This window comes from Intrasporangium sp. DVR, assembly GCF_040365325.1.
Classification (GTDB): Bacteria; Actinomycetota; Actinomycetes; order Actinomycetales; family Dermatophilaceae; genus Intrasporangium.
The window spans coordinates 140,636-156,766 of record NZ_BAABZW010000005.1 but is presented as its reverse complement, the minus strand read 5'-3'; the positions used below and the strand labels follow the sequence as shown (position 1 = coordinate 156,766).

Here is a 16,131-nt window from a genome sequence, read left to right as displayed (position 1 = left end):
GGTACGTGTGCACCGCGGGGCCACTCGAGGGGTGGGGTGATGGGGATACCCGGGCCACTCGAGGGGCGGGGTGATGGGGATACCCGGGCCACTCGAGTGGAGGGAGGGTCAGCGGACGGCCTCGAGCTCCCTCGGGGCGTCCTGGGCGGCTGACGCCGCGGCCGGGGCGTCGTCGTGCGGCTCGCTCCTGGGAGTCGCCGCGCGGGCGGCACGGAGCGCCCCGTCGAGGTCGGCGATGAGGTCGGCGGGGTGCTCGAGGCCGACGGAGAGCCGGAGCAGGCCGGCGTTCGGTCGGGCCTCGGGGGCCACGGGGCGATGGGTCAGCGCGGCCGCGTGCTGGATCAGGGTGTCGACGCCGCCCAGCGACACGGCGTGCGTGATGAGCCGGCAGCTCTCGGCGAAGGCAGCGGCGGAGGCGTACCCGCCTTCGAGGACGATGGCGAGGATCGATCCGGGGCCTGCCATCTGCGTGCCGACCAGACCGCGGGGGTCGCCGCCGGGCAGCCCCGGATAGGCGACTCGGGCCACGTCGTACTGGCGGTCGAGCCAGGAGGCGACGACCTGAGCGGTCTCCTGCTGGGCGCGCACCCGCACGGGCAGGGTCTGCAGGCCTCGGTGGAGCTGGTAGGCCGACGTCGGCGCGAGCAGGCCCCCGGTCAGCGCCCGGACCTGGCGGAGCCGGACGGCCCACTCCTCGTTCGTCGCGACGACGCCCCCGAGCAGGTCGCCGTGTCCGCCGAGGAACTTGGTGGCGGAGTGGACGCTCAGGGTCGCGCCGAGGTGGAGGGGCTGCTGGAGGATCGGTGTCGCGAAGGTGTTGTCCACGAGGACGGGGACGGATCCCGCCGCGGCAACGACCGCCCGCAGGTCGACGAGGTCGAGTGACGGGTTGGCCGGGGTCTCGACGATGACGAGCCCGGTGTCGGGGCGGATGGCTGCGGCGACCTCGTCGGGCGTCGCCCAGGTGACCGACGTGCCGACGAGACCGGTGGCCAGCAGGTGGTCCGTGCCGCCGTAGAGCGGCCGGATGGCAACCACGTGTGGCCGGCCGGCCGCCACGGTCGCGACGAGGCACGCCGTGATGGCGGCCATGCCGGAAGCGAACGCCACGCCTTCCTCGGCGTCCTCCAGGCGGGCCAGCGCTCGCTCGAAGCGGTCGACGTTGGGGTTCCAGAGTCGTTGGTAGACGAAGGAGTCAGCGGGCTCCGGCCGGCCGCCGGTCGCCATCCGCTCGTAGGCGGCGCCGCCGGCGTCGACAGAGGGCAGGGGATAGGTGCTCGACTGGTCCAGCGGCGGGACGTGGACGCCGATCGCGGTGCAGTCCTCCCGGCCGGCGTGCACGGCAACGGTCTCGCGGGCCAGGGCGGGCGTGCCTGCGTCGCCCGAGGTGACGGGTGGGACAGCCACAGATGTGTCCGAGGTGAAGTCGGGAGCCATAGCGAGAATCCTCACGGAACCAGCGACATCACGGCAATAATCCCGCAGAACCCTCGACATTCCCCTGCCAAGTGGTGGATCCTGCGGGTCATGCCCGATCGGTCAACAGGTGAGCCGCGGAATCCGCGAGCCCTCTATCCGCCTCCGCCCGCCCGTCCCCTGGACGAGACGGATCGTGCCCTCGTGCGCGCCCTGCTCGACGACGGCAGGCTCTCCAACGCCGAGCTCGCCCGCCGCGTCAACCTCCCCGAGTCCACCTGCGCCGGACGGGTCCGTGCGCTGCGGGACTCCGGAGTCATCCGGGGAGTCCATGCCGAGGTCGACCACGCCGCGCTGGGACAGCCCATGGAGGCGATCATCGCCCTTCGCTTCGCCGTCCACACGCGCACGTCGATGGACTCGTTCCGCGAGCGCATCGCCGCAGTCCCAGGGGTCATCGCGGCCTTCCACGTGGCAGGCGCCGACGACTTCCTCGTGCACGTGACTGCGCCCACCAGCGACGACCTGCGCGACCTGGTGCTCGACCACCTGACGGCGGTGGAGGGCGTGGCCCACGCCCAGACGAGTCTGGTCTTCGAGCGCATCGTCGGGGTGCGCCAGCTCGGCTGACGACCGGGCGCGAGCTGCACACTCGACGTGGGGTCAGGATCCTTCCGCGCGACCCAGCGGAGCCAGTGCGAACACGCGAACCGCGTTGTCGTGCAGGACGGCCCGGTTCCAGTCGGCCCCGTGCCCGAGCCCGAGCACGGACTCCACGGCGACGACGTAGCTGTGCGGGATGTTCGGGAAGTCGCTGCCGAAGAGGATCCGGTCGCCGAGGTCGGGCAGGCGGGCGACCGTCGCGGGGTCCATCGGCATCATCTCGTCGACGAAGGGGGTGAAGGCCATCGTCGTGTCCAGGTGGACGTGCTCGTGACCCACTGCGATGTCGAGGAACTCGCTGTACTCGGGCATGCCCATGTGAGCGATGATGAGCGGCAGTCGGGGGTGGCGGGCCAGCACTCGTCGGATGGGCTCCGGGCCCGTGAACCGACCCGGCGCCGGCCCGGATCCGCAGTGGATCACCGTCGGGACCCCGGCCTCGGCGAGCAGGTCCCAGACGGGGTCGAGGAGCGGGTCGGTCGGGTCGTAGCCGCCGACCTGGACGTGGGCCTTGAAGACCCGGGCGCCCTCGTCGATCGCCCGGGCCACGTAGTCCCGGGCACCGGCCTCGGGGAAGAACGTGGCCGTGTGGAGGCAGTCGGGGGTCCGCGCGGCGAACTCGGCGGCCCACGCATTGAGCCACTCGGCCATCCCCGCCCGGTGCGGATAGAGCATCGACGTGAAGGCGAGGACACCGAAGTCGCGCAGCTGCGCCACCCGCTCGTCCTCGTCGTGGCGGTAGCGAATCGGCCAGCGGCGGCCGACGAGCGGGCCGGCCGCGTCGAAGTAGGCCCACACCTTGTCGAGGACGTTGCGCGGCATGAAGTGCGTGTGGACGTCGACGATCCCGGGCAGTCCGAGGGCGGCGGCTGCCGCGCGGACGGCTGCGGCGTCCTCGACGTGGTCGGTCGGCGTCCCCATCAGCTGGGGAAGAGCCCGCGGCACGGGTCGCCCTGCTCGGCGCGGACACCGGTTCGGTCGGAGGAGCGCATGGTGCCTACCGGGAAGGGCGGTGGCTGATGAGTCATGTCCTCATCCTCACATCCACCGGGCCCGTCGCCCAGACGCCGCCGTGACGCCGCCGTGACGTCGGCGTGACGTCGGCACCGAGCCCAGCGGCATACGACCTCACCCAGTCGTCGTCGTGTTCCTCCACGACAGGGACGGTACGACGTCTGGTGGGTGGCACCATTGCCAGCAATGCCGATCAACGTCGTCTACCTCGTCGCCGGGCTCGCGTTGCTCCTCGCGGCCGTCCTGCCGCCCGTCCTGACGCGCTTCGCCGTCTCGGCCCCGATGGTCCTGCTCGTCCTCGGGATGGCCATCGGGCTGGCCCCGCTGCCCGACGGGCTCGCGCTCGACCCGGTCGACGTCCGGCCCGTGATCCAGCGGGTCACCGAGATCGCCGTGCTCGTCGCGCTGATGGGCGTCGGGCTGGCCCTGGACCGGCCGTTCTCGTTCCGGGACCGGTCCTCGTGGCGCGCCTGGAGCGCGACCTGGCGACTGCTCGCCATCGCCATGCCGATCACCATCGCCGCGGTCGCGCTGCTCGGCTGGCGGCTCGGGCTGGCGCCGGCCGCCGCCCTGCTGCTCGGCGCCGTCCTCGCCCCGACCGACCCGGTCCTCGCCGGGGACGTCCAGGTCTCCGGGCCGCAGGTGATCGACGACGAGGACGATGACATCGAAAGCGTCGAGGAGATCGACGAGGAGGACGAGGTCCGGTTCGCGCTGACGTCGGAGGCCGGTCTCAACGACGGACTGGCCTTCCCCTTCGTCTATGCGGCGATCTTCCTCGCCGTCGAGGGCCCGCCGACCGAATGGGCCCTGCGATGGGTGGCGTGGGAGCTCGTCGGCAAGATCGTCCTCGGCGTCGCCGTCGGCGTGGTCGTCGGGTGGGGGCTGGCCAAGGTGGCCTTCCGGGCGCCGAAGCGGACCCTGCGGATGGCCGAACAGGGCGAGCCCCTCCTCGTCCTCGCCGCGCTCGTCACGACGTACGGCCTGAGTGAGATCGTCGGGGGGTACGGCTTCCTCGCGGTCTTCGCCTGTGGCATGGCGCTGCGCGCGGCCGAACGCGGCCATGAGTTCCACGCCACGATGCACCAGGTCATCGAAAATTTCGAGAGGCTGCTCGTCCTCATGGTCCTGCTCCTGCTCGGCACGGCGATGACCAACGGGCTGCTCGCACCGCTTGACTGGCGCGGTGTCTTCGTCGCCGCGCTCCTCGTCTTCGTCGTGCGGCCCCTCGCCGGTGTCGTCAGCCTGGCCGGCTGGCGCCATCGCCCCGACGCCTCAGGCGGCATGACCCGCTGGGAGGCGCTCGCCACGGCCTTCTTCGGGGTCCGTGGCGTGGGTTCCCTGTACTACCTCGCCTACGCCGCCGGGCAGCACGCCTTCCCGGAGGAGCGCTGGCTGTGGGCCACGGTGGCCCTGTCGATCGCCCTGTCCGTGTTCGTCCACGGCGTCCTGGCGACACCGGTCATGCGCCGGCTCGAAGCACGGCGGGACCGGTTCACAGCCTGATTCGGCTCCACGGGGGAGCGAATGCGGGTATGCCTGAACCATGGACGCTCCGACGAGCCTGGTGCTCGGGCCGATGCTCCGCTATGCCGACGAGACGACGGCATCGGTGTGGGTCGAGACGGCAGCGAGCGCCGAGGTCACCGTCCGCTGCGGGGCCCGCGCCTGGTCCGCGCGGACCTTCCGCGTCGAGGGGCATCACTACGCGCTCGTCGTCGTCGACGGGCTGGAGCCGGCCAAAACGTGCGACTACGTCCTCGCCGTGGACGGCCAGCCGGTGTGGCCGCCGCCGGACAGCCGGTACCCGCCGCCGGGGATCCGCACGATCGACCGGACGCAACCGACCCGTCTCGCCTACGGGTCGTGTCGGACCTCCGTGCCGCACGACCGCGAGGGCAACGAGACCAACGGCGTGGACGCGCTGCGTGCCCTGGCCCTCGCCATCGCCGCGGGGGAGGCTGAGCAGCCCGACCTCATCGCCTTCCTCGGCGACCAGGTGTACGCCGACCTGACCTCCGAGGCGATGCGGGAGTGGATCAGTGCGCGGCGCAGCCTCGACGAGCCCCCCGGAGAGGAGATCAAGGACTACGCGGAGTACGCCCATCTCTACCGCCTCGCCTGGACCGACCCGGCCAACCGGTGGCTGTTGTCGACGGTTCCCTCGTGCATGATCTTCGACGACCACGACATCCGGGACGACTGGAACACCTCGTGGACGTGGCACGAGACGATGAACCGGACCTCGTGGTGGCACGAGCGTCTCGTGGGCGGGCTGGCGTCGTACTGGGTGTACCAGCACATCGGCAACCTGTCTCCGGACCAGCTGCGCGAGGACGAGATCTACCGCCGGGTCCTGTCGCACGACAGCGACGACGAGCTTGACCTCACCGACGCCGTGATGGACCTGGCGAGCCGCGTCGACCGGCACCCGGACGTCTACCGCTGGAGCTACGTCCGCGACTTCGGCGACAGCAGGCTCGTCGTCGTCGACTCCCGGGCCGCTCGGGTCCTCGAGCCGGACCGTCGCTCGATGCTCGATCCCGTCGAGATGGCCTGGCTCGACGACCAGCTCGTCGGTGACGTCGACCACCTCCTCATCGGGACGTCGCTGCCGTTCCTCCTCCCGCCGGGACTGCACGACTTCGAGGCGATCGACGAGATGCTCGCCACCGGGGCCTTCTCGTCCCAGCGGCTGTCCCGGCCGGTCTCCCGAGCGGCCGAGCGCCTGCGGCAAGCGGTCGACCTCGAGCACTGGGCCGCCTTCAACGAGGGCTTCGCCGAGGTGTTCGAGCTCGTCATGGCGGTGGCCCGCGGGGAGCGCGGCCGGGCCCCGGCCACCGTGACCTTCCTGTCCGGAGACGTCCACAACTCGTACGTGGCGCAGGTCGACCACGCGGAGCGGTACGGCGCCAGGTCACTCATCGTCCAGGTGGTCTGCTCGCCGATCCGCAACCCGATGCCCCGGACGCTCCGGGTCTTCATGTCCGCGTTCGCCAAGAGCCTGGTCCGGCCGATGCGGTGGATCGCCAGCCGGTCGAGCCGGATCCCGGACCCCGCCTACCCGTGGCGTGTCACGGACGGCCCGTGGTTCGACAACTGCATCGGGGAGCTCATGGTCGATGGTCCCGCCCTCGAGCTGACCTGGCGACGCGGTGAGCTCCCGGACGGCGAGGGAGACCCCACCCTCGCCACGGTCGCCACAGTGCGGCTCCAGGGGACCGGGCAGCCCGGGATCGTCGCGGTCTGACCGACCCGCGCGGCAGCCGAGCGGCTGCAGGGCCTCCGTGCGCATCCCTGGTGTCAGCCCAGGATGACCTCGAGCAGCTGTCCTGCGGCGCTCCTGCCGTCGAGGAGGGAGCGCATCGACTCCTGGGCTCGACGGAGGGTGTCGTGGCGAGCGGCCGGGTCCCGGAGCGACCAGATGATGTCCACGGCTTCGTCGACCGTCTCGAAGATGGCCGAGGGCGGGAAGAGGCCGGCGGCTCCGTGGTACCTGGCGAAGGCGGGCCAGTCGCGGATGACGGGGACGGCGCCCGCGACGATCCCCTCCATGGCGCCGATGTGGAACGACTCGCGCAGACTCGTGCTGAGGATGAAGGAGCTCCCCGCCAGGGCTGCCGGGACGTCGGCGGTGTGCCCGGTGTAGTCGATGGCGTCGACGAGGTCCGGTTGAGCCGCCCGACGACGGAAGGCCTCGACGTAGGCGGAGACCAGCCCACTGTCGGTCGCGGGGAAGTCCGCTCCGATGAGCCGGAGGCGCCACCCCGGCTCACGTCGCAGGAGGGCGGCGAGGATCTCGAGGGCCATGAGGGGGTCCTTGACCTTCTGGCCCCAGCCGACCATGGCCAGCGTGCGCCCGTCAGCCCCGCCCGGCTCGTCCACCTCGGCGGGGAGGTCGGCCAGGAGGTTGGGGATGACGTGGATCCGGAGGTGGGCGACCCGGTCGCCGAGCAGCGCGACGAAGACGTGGCGGAGATGCTCGCTCACGCAGATGACGTCGTCCACCCGGGACCAGTCGACGAGGTGGACTCCCGCGCTGAGCACGTCGGCGCTGTGGACCCGAACGACCAGGCGCGCGTCGGTCGGCAGCTCCCGGGAGGCCCAGACGGCTCCCTTGTCAGCCCAGTCGGCCACGACGACGTCAGCCTGCTCCAGCGCTGAGAGCTGGTCCTGGTCACCCGGGCGCGGACCCTCGGGGGCGCCCGGGACCGCGCGGCCCAGCAGGTAGGTGACGAAGTACTCGCCGATGCTCATGCTCTGCAGGGTGGTCTGCCGCAGCCGGAGCACGGACAGGTCGACCCGGGGGTCGTGGCGCAGGGCCGAGAGGGCGCGCGCAGCGTGCCAGGGGTACGAGCCGGGCAGGTAGACCACCTTGAGCCGCGAGCGGTCGGGGACGCGGTGTCCGGCTGCTGCCGTGGCAGTCGCGGCGTGAGGGTTCGCGGCGGGCGCGGTGAGCAGTCGGCCGACGCGGGACTCACGGAGCGGGGCGGTGAAGGCGGTGGGGTCATCGACCAGGGGAGTGCTCGGCACGTCGGTGTGCAGACGGGGATGGAAGAGCAGGTCGATCGCGATCGACATGCGCCCTGCACAGTCCCGCCACGAAAGCGACTCGAGGGCGGCGTCCGCCGAGGCGAACACCGCTCTGGTCGGGCCCTCCAGCTCGCGGGTGGGGACCACCTCGTCATGCAGGCGCAGGTGCATCTCCAGGGCAGTGAAGGCAGGCGCCTCGTCCCCGGGTGGCACCGTGCTCTCGGCTCTGCGACACAGGCGGAGCAGCGCCGCAGCGCGCTCGAGGCGGCCGGTGCTGACGAAGCCGTGGATGATGCTGCGGGAGAACCGGTGGAGGTCCGCGGGTGGTGGAAAGAGCGCCGGCTCGCGCTGCTCGAGCCAGGTCACCGCCTCCATGAGGCCCTTGGTCCGCAACGGCTTGAGGAGGCTGCCCGAGAGCTGGTGCAGCCGGCGGTCGAGATAGCGCCACCAGAGCTCCTCCTGGAGCACCGCGTCCACCTGGTCGCCGGTCCAGTAGCGCGCGGTCGGGTTGAGGTCCCGCAGAGGCCCTTGGGCGCCGGCGGCAGCATCGTCGAGAAGCAGCACGTACTCCGCCTGCCGGACCGTCTGCGCGAGGGACGCGTCAGCCGCGAGGGCGAGCTTGGCGCGACGTGTCGGAGGCACGGCCAGCTCGATCGCCTTCGCCACCCGACGCACCCGCTTCGGAACGTCGGTCACCGCGGAGATCCGCCGGGGGGCGACGGGCACGTCGAGCGGTGCAGGCAGGCGGTCGAAGTGGATGAGCTCGACCGTGTGGCCCGCCTCGACCAGCCCCCTCACGCCATCTCGGTGGCAGGAGATCTCCTGTGGGTTCCCGGCGACGAGCAGCCAGCGCGAGCGGTGCAGGGACGTGCCCTCCAGGACCGCAAACCTCGGCGTTGGCTGCATCGTCGCCCTCTTCCTGATCCGCTCCAAGACCCCGGCAGACCCTATCCAAGCGGAGGGCTCGAGCCATGACCGCGGCCGCTCTCTTTGCACCCTTGTTATGCGCGGAGCTCCCGGAGGCGGTCAGGTGCGAGGCCCGGGCGGCGCGGCTAGCTCTCGACGTGTCGCAGCTGGGCACGGTAGACGACCGGGGTGAGGTAGGGGCGGTCGCGGCGCCGCCGCCGAGGCGCCGCCGTCTCGTCCGACGGCGCGTCCCAGCTCACGCGCACCGTCGCTGCGGGACGCCCGGTCAGCCGATGGATGAGTCGTTCGGTGAGCGTGCGCGTGTCGTCTCCCCGGACGACGGTCCCGAGCGTGCCGTGCACCCGCATCATCCGAGCATGGGCCTCGTGCACCCTGGGGGCGGCAGACTCGTCCGGCGGCTCAGCGAGCGCGGACAGGTCGAGCATGACGCGGTCGCCCCGGTTGAACACGGGGTCGGCCGGCGGATCGTGGGCCTCCATGGCGCCAGTCTGGCAGCCCTGGGGCGCACTGCTCACTCGGGGACGTCGCCCGCCTTGAGGTGCTGGGCGAGGTAGCCGGCTGCGCCGACCCGCTTGATGGCGTCGAGCTGGCTCTCGAACCAGTCGGCGTGCTTCTCCTCGTCACGGACCATCTCTTCGAAGACGTTGGCCGTGCCGTGGTCCCCGAGGTCGTGGCACTCCTTGGCCGAGGCGTTGAACTGGGCCACGGCGGCCTTCTCGCTGTCGAGGGCGAGCGCGAGCATCTCCTCGGGCGACTCGCCGATGGTGATCGGGTTGAGGCGCTGGACGTTGGGGTGCCCGTCGAACATGAGGATGCGATTGATGAGGTCGTCCGCGTCGCGCATCTCGTCGATCGACAGGTCGTAGAAGACCTTGCCGAGGCGCGGAAAGCCCCAGTTGTCGAGCATCCGTGCGTGGAGGAAGTAGGTGTTGGTGACGGTGAGCTCGAACGTCAGGGCATCATTGAGCAGTTGGGTGATGCGGGGGCTAGCTGGCTGCACCTTCCACCTCCAGGAGAGTCGCGCGCTGAGTGTCCTCATGCTGGCAGATGAGCCGTCGCAATGAGAAGACACATGCGCCGCAGTCCTGGCCGGCCCCGGTGCTCCTGCACACCTGCGAGAGGGTCCGCGCGCCCGAGTCGACGGCGCGCACGACACTGTCGTCGTTGACGACTCCGCAGTGGCACACGATCACGTAGCCAAGGTAAGGCTTACCTCAACTCCCTGTCGAGCGCCGTCCACACAGTGTGGTCCATGTCATGGCCCCCGCGCCTCTCTCGGCCGAGGCGCGGGGTGGGACGCTGGAGCGAGACGGAGGTCCGAAGCACGATGTCGCCCAACCGCATCACTCGTCGCATGGGAGCCGCCGGCGCCGTCGCCGGCGTCGGCTGGGCACTGTGGACGGCGCGCTACTCGCTCCTGAACTGGGGTGCGACCCACGCCGAGCTGAGCGAGACGCTGCCGGGCGACGACCTCCTGCCACACGCGAACCGGGTCGCCACGCGGGCCATCACCGTCGACGGGCCGCCCGACTCGGTCTGGCCGTGGATCGCCCAGCTCGGCCAGGGGCGGGGAGGCCTCTACAGCCACGACTGGCTCGAGAACCTCGTCGGGTGCGACATCCACAGCGTCGACCACGTCGAGCCACAGTGGCAGTCCATCAGCGCGGGGGACCAGGTGCGACTGCACCCGCAAGCAGCGCTGACCGTCGCCGACGTGGACGCCGGCTCGCACCTCGTGCTGCGCCCCGGTCCCATGGACCGCCAGACTCCGCTGGAGGGGTTCCCCTTCGACTACACGTGGGCCCTCGTGCTGCGTCGGCATTCCGGGCGCCGAACCCGCCTCGTCGTCCGTGAGCGGTACGCGCCGGCGCGTCCCGCGGCTGTGGCCGTGGTCGAGCCGCTGGCCGTCGTCAGCGCCGTCATGGGAATAAAGCAGCTGCGGGGCATCCGCGACCGCGTGGCCCGAGACGTCCTCGGCCGCTGAACCCGGGGCCGACGCAGGCGGGGGATGCAGTCTTTCGCGGATCTCTCAGAAACGGCTGTGGTTCTGGTTGTGGGATCGGACCGCGTTTGTTCCTGACTCCCGACCGAACCAGAAGGCAGGGGAAAGGACTGTCTGGCTGATGTGATTGCGGCGCGAGTCCTGCCGTGGAACCGGCAACAGTTGGTGATTCGTCACCGTGGGCCCCCGTGTCCGAGATCGGCGGCGCGCAGCTGCGCGACTTGGCCGGCGACGCCCTGTGTACGGGCGGGCCGGGGCGCGACAGACGGTGGCGCCCGCTCGCGGCGGGCGAGCAGGGGCGCCGACTCGTGGAACAAACCGGCGCACGGTAAAGTTGAGTCCGATAGACGCAAGATTTGCGAGCGTGGTTTTGACAAGAGGGCCACGGCGGAGCAGATTGAGCGGCGAACCCAGACCAACACCACGACAGACCAATCCCGGCCAGAGCGCCACTGAGCCTCCCCCAGGAGCGAGCTCAGCGGCATACGGCCACCACTGGAACCAAGGAGAACACTCATGGCACGTGCGGTCGGAATCGACCTCGGTACCACCAACTCGGCCGTCGCCGTCCTCGAGGGCGGCGAGCCGACGATCATCGCGAACGCCGAGGGCGGCCGCACCACGCCGTCCGTCGTCGCGTTCAGCAAGAGCGGCGAGGTGCTGGTCGGAGAGGTCGCCAAGCGGCAGGCCGTCACCAACGTCGACCGGACCATCCGGTCGGTCAAGCGACACATGGGCACCGACTGGAAGTCGCCGGAGATCGACGGCAAGTCCTACACCGCGCAGGAGATCAGCGCCCGCATCCTGCAGAAGCTCAAGCGCGACGCCGAGGCCTACCTCGGTGAGACGGTCACCGACGCGGTCATCACCGTCCCCGCCTACTTCGAGGACCACCAGCGCCAGGCCACCAAGGAGGCCGGCGAGATCGCGGGCCTCAACGTCCTGCGCATCGTCAACGAGCCCACCGCTGCGGCGCTCGCCTACGGCCTCGACAAGGGCAAGGAGGACGAGCTGATCCTCGTCTTCGACCTCGGTGGCGGCACGTTCGACGTGTCCCTCCTCGAGGTCGGCAAGGACGCCGAGGACGGCTTCGCGACGATCCAGGTCCGCGCCACGAACGGCGACAACCACCTCGGTGGCGACGACTGGGACGAGGTCATCGTCCAGCACCTCATCACCCAGGTGAAGAACAAGACGGGCCAGGACCTGTCCAAGGACAAGATCGCGATGCAGCGCCTTCGCGACGAGGCCGAGCGCGCCAAGAAGGAGCTCTCCACCGCCACGTCGACGAACATCTCGGCGCAGTACATCTCGATGACGCCCGAGGGCCCGATCCACCTCGACGAGTCCCTGTCCCGCGCCCAGTTCGAGCAGATGACCAAGCACCTGCTCGAGCGGACCAAGGCGCCGTTCCACCGGGTCATCGAGGACGCCGGCATCAAGCTCTCCGACATCGACCACGTCGTCCTCGTCGGCGGCTCGACGCGCATGCCCGCCGTGACCAACCTCGTCAAGGAGCTGGCCGGCAAGGAGCCCAACAAGGGCGTCAACCCGGACGAGGTCGTCGCCGTCGGCGCCTCCCTCCAGGCGGGTGTCCTCAAGGGCGAGCGCAAGGACGTCCTCCTCATCGACGTCACGCCGCTCTCGCTCGGCATCGAGACGAAGGGTGGCCTGTTCACCAAGCTCATCGAGCGCAACACCGCCATCCCGACGAAGCGGTCCGAGATCTTCACGACGGCCGACGACAACCAGCCGTCGGTTCTCATCCAGGTCTTCCAGGGTGAGCGTGAGATCGCGCAGCACAACAAGTCGCTCGGTACCTTCGAGCTGACCGGCATCGCGCCGGCGCCGCGCGGCGTGCCGAAGATCGAGGTCACCTTCGACATCGACGCCAACGGCATCGTCAACGTCTCCGCCAAGGACCAGGGCACCGGCAAGGAGCAGAAGATGACGATCACCGGCGGCTCGGCCCTCTCCAAGGAGGAGATCGACCGCATGGTCAAGGACGCCGAGGCGCATGCCGAGGAGGACCGCGTCCGGCGCGAGCAGGCCGAGGTCCGCAACCAGGGCGAGCAGCTCGTCTTCTCGACCGAGACCTTCCTCAAGGAGTCCGGCGACAAGGTCCCGGCCGACGCGAAGACGCCGGTCGAGGAGGCCCTCGCCGACCTCAAGAGCGCGGTCGCGGAGGGCTCCGAGGCCAGCGTCGACGACATCAAGGCGAAGATCGAGGCGCTCAACGAGAAGTCGCAGGCCATGGGCCAGGCGGTGTATGCCGCTGAGTCGGCTTCCGCTGCAGCCGGCGGTGCCGCTGGGGCTGACGGTGAGCACGCCGGGGCGGGTGCGTCGAGCGGCGCAGGGGCCGACGACGACGTCGTCGACGCCGAGGTCATCGACGATGACACCGCTGAGGACGTGAAGGACGCGAAGTGAGCACCAACGACCCCGGCGTGATGCCCGAGGGCGGCAGGCCTGAGCCGGCCGAGCCCGACGTGGGCTCGACCACGAGCGCCGGGCACGGTGCTGGGACGGGTGCTGGGACGGGTGCTGGGACGGGTGCCGGTGGCGACGCCGGCACCCGGCCCCAGGGCTCGACGCCACGGCCCACCTACTACGAGGGTGGTCCGGGCGCGTCGGCCGAGCCCGGCGGGGAGGACGAGTACGACCACGCCCCCGACGCGAAGGACGCCGCGCCGGCCGACGGCTCGAAGGACCAGTCCGAGGGCGACGCCCTCGCCGAAGAGGAGACCATGGCGGCCACGCTGCTGGCGGACCTGCAGCGGCTGCAGGCCGAGTACGTCAACTACAAGAAGCGCGTCGACCGGGATCGCGAGCTGATCCGGACGACCGCAGTGGGTGGCGTCGTCGAGTCCCTCCTGCCCGTGCTCGACGACATCCACTCGGCCCGGGAGGCGGGAGCCCTCGAGGGGGGTCCCTTCGCCACGATCGCCGAGAAGCTCGAGTCGATCCTCGGCCGGTTCGGCGTCGAGCGGGTGGGGGCGTCCGGGGAGGAGTTCGACCCCACCGTGCACGAGGCACTGATGCACGTCGAGGCCGAGCTGCCCGAGGGCTCGACAGGCACCACCGTGGTCCAGGTCATCCAGCCGGGCTACCGGATCGGCGACCGGCTCGTCCGCGCCGCCCGCGTGTCGGTGGCCGACCCGTCCTGAGCGGGCGACCGTGACCCGTAACGTGACCGCCGGGGTGACCGGCATGATGAGAGAGACGGAGGTGCGCCATGGCTAGCCAGGACTGGTTCGAGAAGGACTTCTACGCGATCCTCGGCGTGCCCCACGATGCGGACGCGGCGACGATCAAGAAGACCTACCGCAAGCTCGCTCGCGACCTGCACCCCGACCACAACGTCGGTGACACGAAGGCCGAGGAGCGGTTCAAGGAGATCGGCGAGGCCTACGCCGTCCTGTCCGACCCGGAGCAGCGCCGCGAGTACGACGCGATCCGCGCCATGTCGCACGGCGGCGCCCGGTTCGCCCCCGGTGGCCCGGGCGGCGGGTTCGAGGACATCTTCGCCAACTTCGGCGCCGGCGGTGGCGCCGGCGGACCACGAGTGCACTTCGGCACGAGTGGGGGCCAGCCGAACCTCGAGGACCTCCTCGGCCAGATGTTCGGCGGTGGCGGTGCCGCCGGCTTCCCGGGTGGGTCCGCCTACCCCGGTGGCTTCGGCGCCACCCCCGGGCCCCGGGGCGGGGCCGACGTCTCGGCGTCGACCCGGATCGGGTTCCGCGAGGCGGTCGAGGGCTCGACCGTCACCCTGACCTCGCCGGAGCTGGGCCGCATCACGGCCCGGATCCCGGCAGGCGTCAAGGACGGGCAGAAGATCAAGCTGCGCGGCAAGGGACGGCAGGGTGACCCGGGTGCGCCGGCCGGCGACCTCATCCTCACCGTGTCCGTCGACAAGCACCCGGTCTTCGGCCGCGAGGGCGACAACCTCACGGTCGACCTGCCGGTCACGTTCGCGGAGGCGGCACTCGGTGCGACGGTGGCCGTGCCCACCCTCGACGGTGGCTCGGTCAAGGTGAGGATCCCGGCCGGGACACCGAGCGGCCGGGTGCTGCGGCTCAAGGGCCGCGGGGTCAAGCGCGGCGACAAGGCCGGCGACCTCCTCGCCAAGGTCCAGGTCGTCGTTCCTCAGCGGCTGACCGACGAGGCGCGCGAGGCGATCGAGAAGATGGCGGCCGCCGAGGACGGGCACGACCCGAGGGCCGACCTCTTCCAGCGGGCCCGGCTCTGAGGGGTGGTGACGATGCAACGGATGAACCGCACCCCCATGGGGCACGACGACGACACGCCGGTGTTCGTCATCTCCGTCGCTGCCGAGCTCGCCGGGATGCACGCCCAGACCCTGCGGCAGTACGACCGGCTCGGGCTCGTCTCGCCGTCCCGGACCCAGGGCGGCGGCCGGCGCTACAGCGGCCGCGACGTGTCCCTGCTCCGCGAGATCCAGCGGCTCTCCCAGGAGGGTGTGTCGCTCGCCGGCATCCAACGGATCCTCGACCTCGAGAACCAGGTGACGGCGCTCCAGTCGCGCATCGAGGAGCTCGACGCGGAGCTCGCCGCGACCCAGGCGGCCCTCGCCGGTGCTCGCCCGGGCGAGCGGGTCTTCGCGGCCGGCCCACGCGGCGACGTCGTCGCCGTGCGCCCCGGCCAGCGCCCGAAGCGGACCTTCGCGTCCCAGGCTCTCGTCGTCTGGCGGCCCGGTCGCTGACCCGGAGTCGATCCGCGGCCTGGCTCAGCCGAGGCGGTGGCTCAGGGCGGCGCCGGAATGCGTGCCGGCCAGCCGCTTCATCCCCTGCGCCGGGCGGATCGGGACCGGCCACTTCGGTGGGGTCCGGTCGCCCTCCCGGACCCCCCGCACGCGGCGTCGCACGAGCGGCACGACCTCGCGCCGGACGAAGGCAACCTCGTCGGCCACCGCCTGTGGCCAGGGCCGCCGCTCCGCTTCGCCCAACGCCTTGATGCGCAGCGTGTGAGCCCAGCCCAACGCCTCGAGCACGGCCGCGGCCATCCGCTTGTGGCCCGGACGAGACATGTGGATCCGGTCGGGCGCCCACAGCCTCGGGTCCTCGTACTCCCGCATCCGCGCATGGTCCACGAGGACCGCGCCGTGCGCCTCGGCGAGGCTTCGCACGGTGTCGTTGAAGACCCACAACCGCCGGCGGAGCGGCTCCAGCACAGCCGTCGTGCGTGGGTCGAAGATGGTGAAGACGACGACGACCGGAACCTCGCCGCAGAGGCGTGCGAGGACCTGCGCGTAACGCCCCATGAGCGCATCCATGTCCGCCCGCAGGGAGAGGATGTCGTTCCCACCGGCGTGGAAGGACAGATGGGTCGGTCGCAGGGCCAGGGCGGGCTCGAGCTGCTCGGTCACCACCTCGTCGAGCAGCTTGCTGCGGATGGCGACGTTGGCGTACTCCCATCGTGGATCCGCACGACCGAGCTGGCGCGCCAGGCGGTCCCCCCAGCCGCGGAACCCGTTGGGATAGAGGACATGGGGGTCGCCCACCCCCTCCGAGAACGAGTCCCCGACGACGACGAAACGGCCTGCCTGCACCGGGCCA

15 protein-coding genes are annotated in these 16,131 nt (G+C 71.1%); 8 read left to right on the top strand and 7 right to left on the bottom strand.

The window, feature by feature from the left end; translation table 11 throughout:
• Positions 1-108: 108 nt before the first annotated feature.
• Positions 109-1,362, bottom strand: a complete 1,254-nt coding sequence (locus tag ABWV20_RS05310) for a trans-sulfuration enzyme family protein (protein ID WP_353354191.1) — start codon at positions 1,360-1,362, stop codon at positions 109-111.
• A 165-nt stretch (positions 1,363-1,527) separates the two neighbouring features.
• On the opposite strand from ABWV20_RS05310, the gene ABWV20_RS05305 reads away from it, so the two are divergent.
• Positions 1,528-2,046: an Lrp/AsnC family transcriptional regulator gene (locus ABWV20_RS05305; RefSeq protein WP_353353783.1), complete on the top strand. Its 519-nt coding sequence runs from the start codon at positions 1,528-1,530 to the stop codon at positions 2,044-2,046.
• 33 nt (positions 2,047-2,079) lie between these two features.
• Here ABWV20_RS05305 and ABWV20_RS05300 read toward each other — a convergent pair whose 3' ends face one another.
• On the bottom strand, positions 2,080-3,024 hold the full coding sequence (locus ABWV20_RS05300; protein ID WP_353353782.1) for an amidohydrolase family protein: 945 nt from the start codon (positions 3,022-3,024) through the stop codon (positions 2,080-2,082).
• A gap of 255 nt (positions 3,025-3,279) precedes the next feature.
• Between ABWV20_RS05300 and ABWV20_RS05295 the strand changes: the two genes are divergently transcribed.
• Both ABWV20_RS05295 and ABWV20_RS05290 read left to right on the top strand, forming a co-directional pair.
• A complete protein-coding gene (locus tag ABWV20_RS05295; protein ID WP_353353781.1) occupies positions 3,280-4,599 on the top strand; it encodes a cation:proton antiporter domain-containing protein in 1,320 nt (439 codons plus the stop codon).
• A gap of 40 nt (positions 4,600-4,639) precedes the next feature.
• Positions 4,640-6,343 (top strand): alkaline phosphatase D family protein, encoded by a 1,704-nt coding sequence (locus ABWV20_RS05290; RefSeq protein WP_353353780.1) that lies wholly within the window; start codon positions 4,640-4,642, stop codon positions 6,341-6,343.
• 53 nt (positions 6,344-6,396) lie between these two features.
• On the opposite strand, the gene ABWV20_RS05285 is transcribed toward ABWV20_RS05290, so the two are convergent.
• The 4 genes from ABWV20_RS05285 to ABWV20_RS05270 all read right to left on the bottom strand — a co-directional run bounded on the left by ABWV20_RS05285 (position 6,397) and on the right by ABWV20_RS05270 (position 9,740).
• On the bottom strand, positions 6,397-8,532 hold the full coding sequence (locus ABWV20_RS05285) for a glycosyltransferase (protein WP_353353779.1): 2,136 nt from the start codon (positions 8,530-8,532) through the stop codon (positions 6,397-6,399).
• A gap of 146 nt (positions 8,533-8,678) precedes the next feature.
• Positions 8,679-9,032 (bottom strand): hypothetical protein, encoded by a 354-nt coding sequence (locus ABWV20_RS05280; RefSeq protein ID WP_353353778.1) that lies wholly within the window; start codon positions 9,030-9,032, stop codon positions 8,679-8,681.
• Positions 9,033-9,064: 32 nt separating this feature from the next.
• Positions 9,065-9,553, bottom strand: a complete 489-nt coding sequence (bfr, locus tag ABWV20_RS05275) for a bacterioferritin (protein WP_353353777.1) — start codon at positions 9,551-9,553, stop codon at positions 9,065-9,067.
• Positions 9,540-9,740 carry a (2Fe-2S)-binding protein gene (locus ABWV20_RS05270; protein ID WP_353354190.1) on the bottom strand — a complete coding sequence of 67 codons (201 nt, stop codon included), beginning with the start codon at positions 9,738-9,740 and terminating at the stop codon, positions 9,540-9,542. Before ABWV20_RS05270 ends, bfr begins: the two co-directional genes overlap by 14 nt.
• Before the next feature lie 140 nt (positions 9,741-9,880).
• Here ABWV20_RS05270 and ABWV20_RS05265 point away from each other — a divergent pair, with 140 nt between their 5' ends.
• The 5 genes from ABWV20_RS05265 (at position 9,881) to ABWV20_RS05245 (ending at position 15,278) form a co-directional block, all read left to right on the top strand.
• Positions 9,881-10,537 (top strand): SRPBCC family protein, encoded by a 657-nt coding sequence (locus tag ABWV20_RS05265; protein ID WP_353353776.1) that lies wholly within the window; start codon positions 9,881-9,883, stop codon positions 10,535-10,537.
• A gap of 534 nt (positions 10,538-11,071) precedes the next feature.
• Positions 11,072-12,985, top strand: coding sequence for a molecular chaperone DnaK (gene dnaK, locus ABWV20_RS05260; RefSeq protein ID WP_353353775.1), 1,914 nt, complete (start codon positions 11,072-11,074; stop codon positions 12,983-12,985).
• Positions 12,982-13,722 carry a nucleotide exchange factor GrpE gene (locus ABWV20_RS05255; RefSeq protein WP_353353774.1) on the top strand — a complete coding sequence of 247 codons (741 nt, stop codon included), beginning with the start codon at positions 12,982-12,984 and terminating at the stop codon, positions 13,720-13,722. The genes dnaK and ABWV20_RS05255 overlap by 4 nt, the downstream gene beginning before the upstream one ends.
• Positions 13,723-13,790: 68 nt before the next feature.
• Positions 13,791-14,804, top strand: a complete 1,014-nt coding sequence (locus ABWV20_RS05250) for a DnaJ C-terminal domain-containing protein (protein WP_353353773.1) — start codon at positions 13,791-13,793, stop codon at positions 14,802-14,804.
• Positions 14,805-14,816: 12 nt separating this feature from the next.
• The gene (locus tag ABWV20_RS05245; protein WP_502901757.1) at positions 14,817-15,278 is read left to right on the top strand and encodes a heat shock protein transcriptional repressor HspR; all 462 of its coding nucleotides are present in this window, start codon (positions 14,817-14,819) and stop codon (positions 15,276-15,278) included.
• Between the two features lie 24 nt (positions 15,279-15,302).
• On the opposite strand, the gene ABWV20_RS05240 is transcribed toward ABWV20_RS05245, so the two are convergent.
• The gene (locus tag ABWV20_RS05240) at positions 15,303-16,124 is read right to left on the bottom strand and encodes an SGNH/GDSL hydrolase family protein (RefSeq protein ID WP_353353771.1); all 822 of its coding nucleotides are present in this window, start codon (positions 16,122-16,124) and stop codon (positions 15,303-15,305) included.
• Positions 16,125-16,131: the final 7 nt, after the last annotated feature.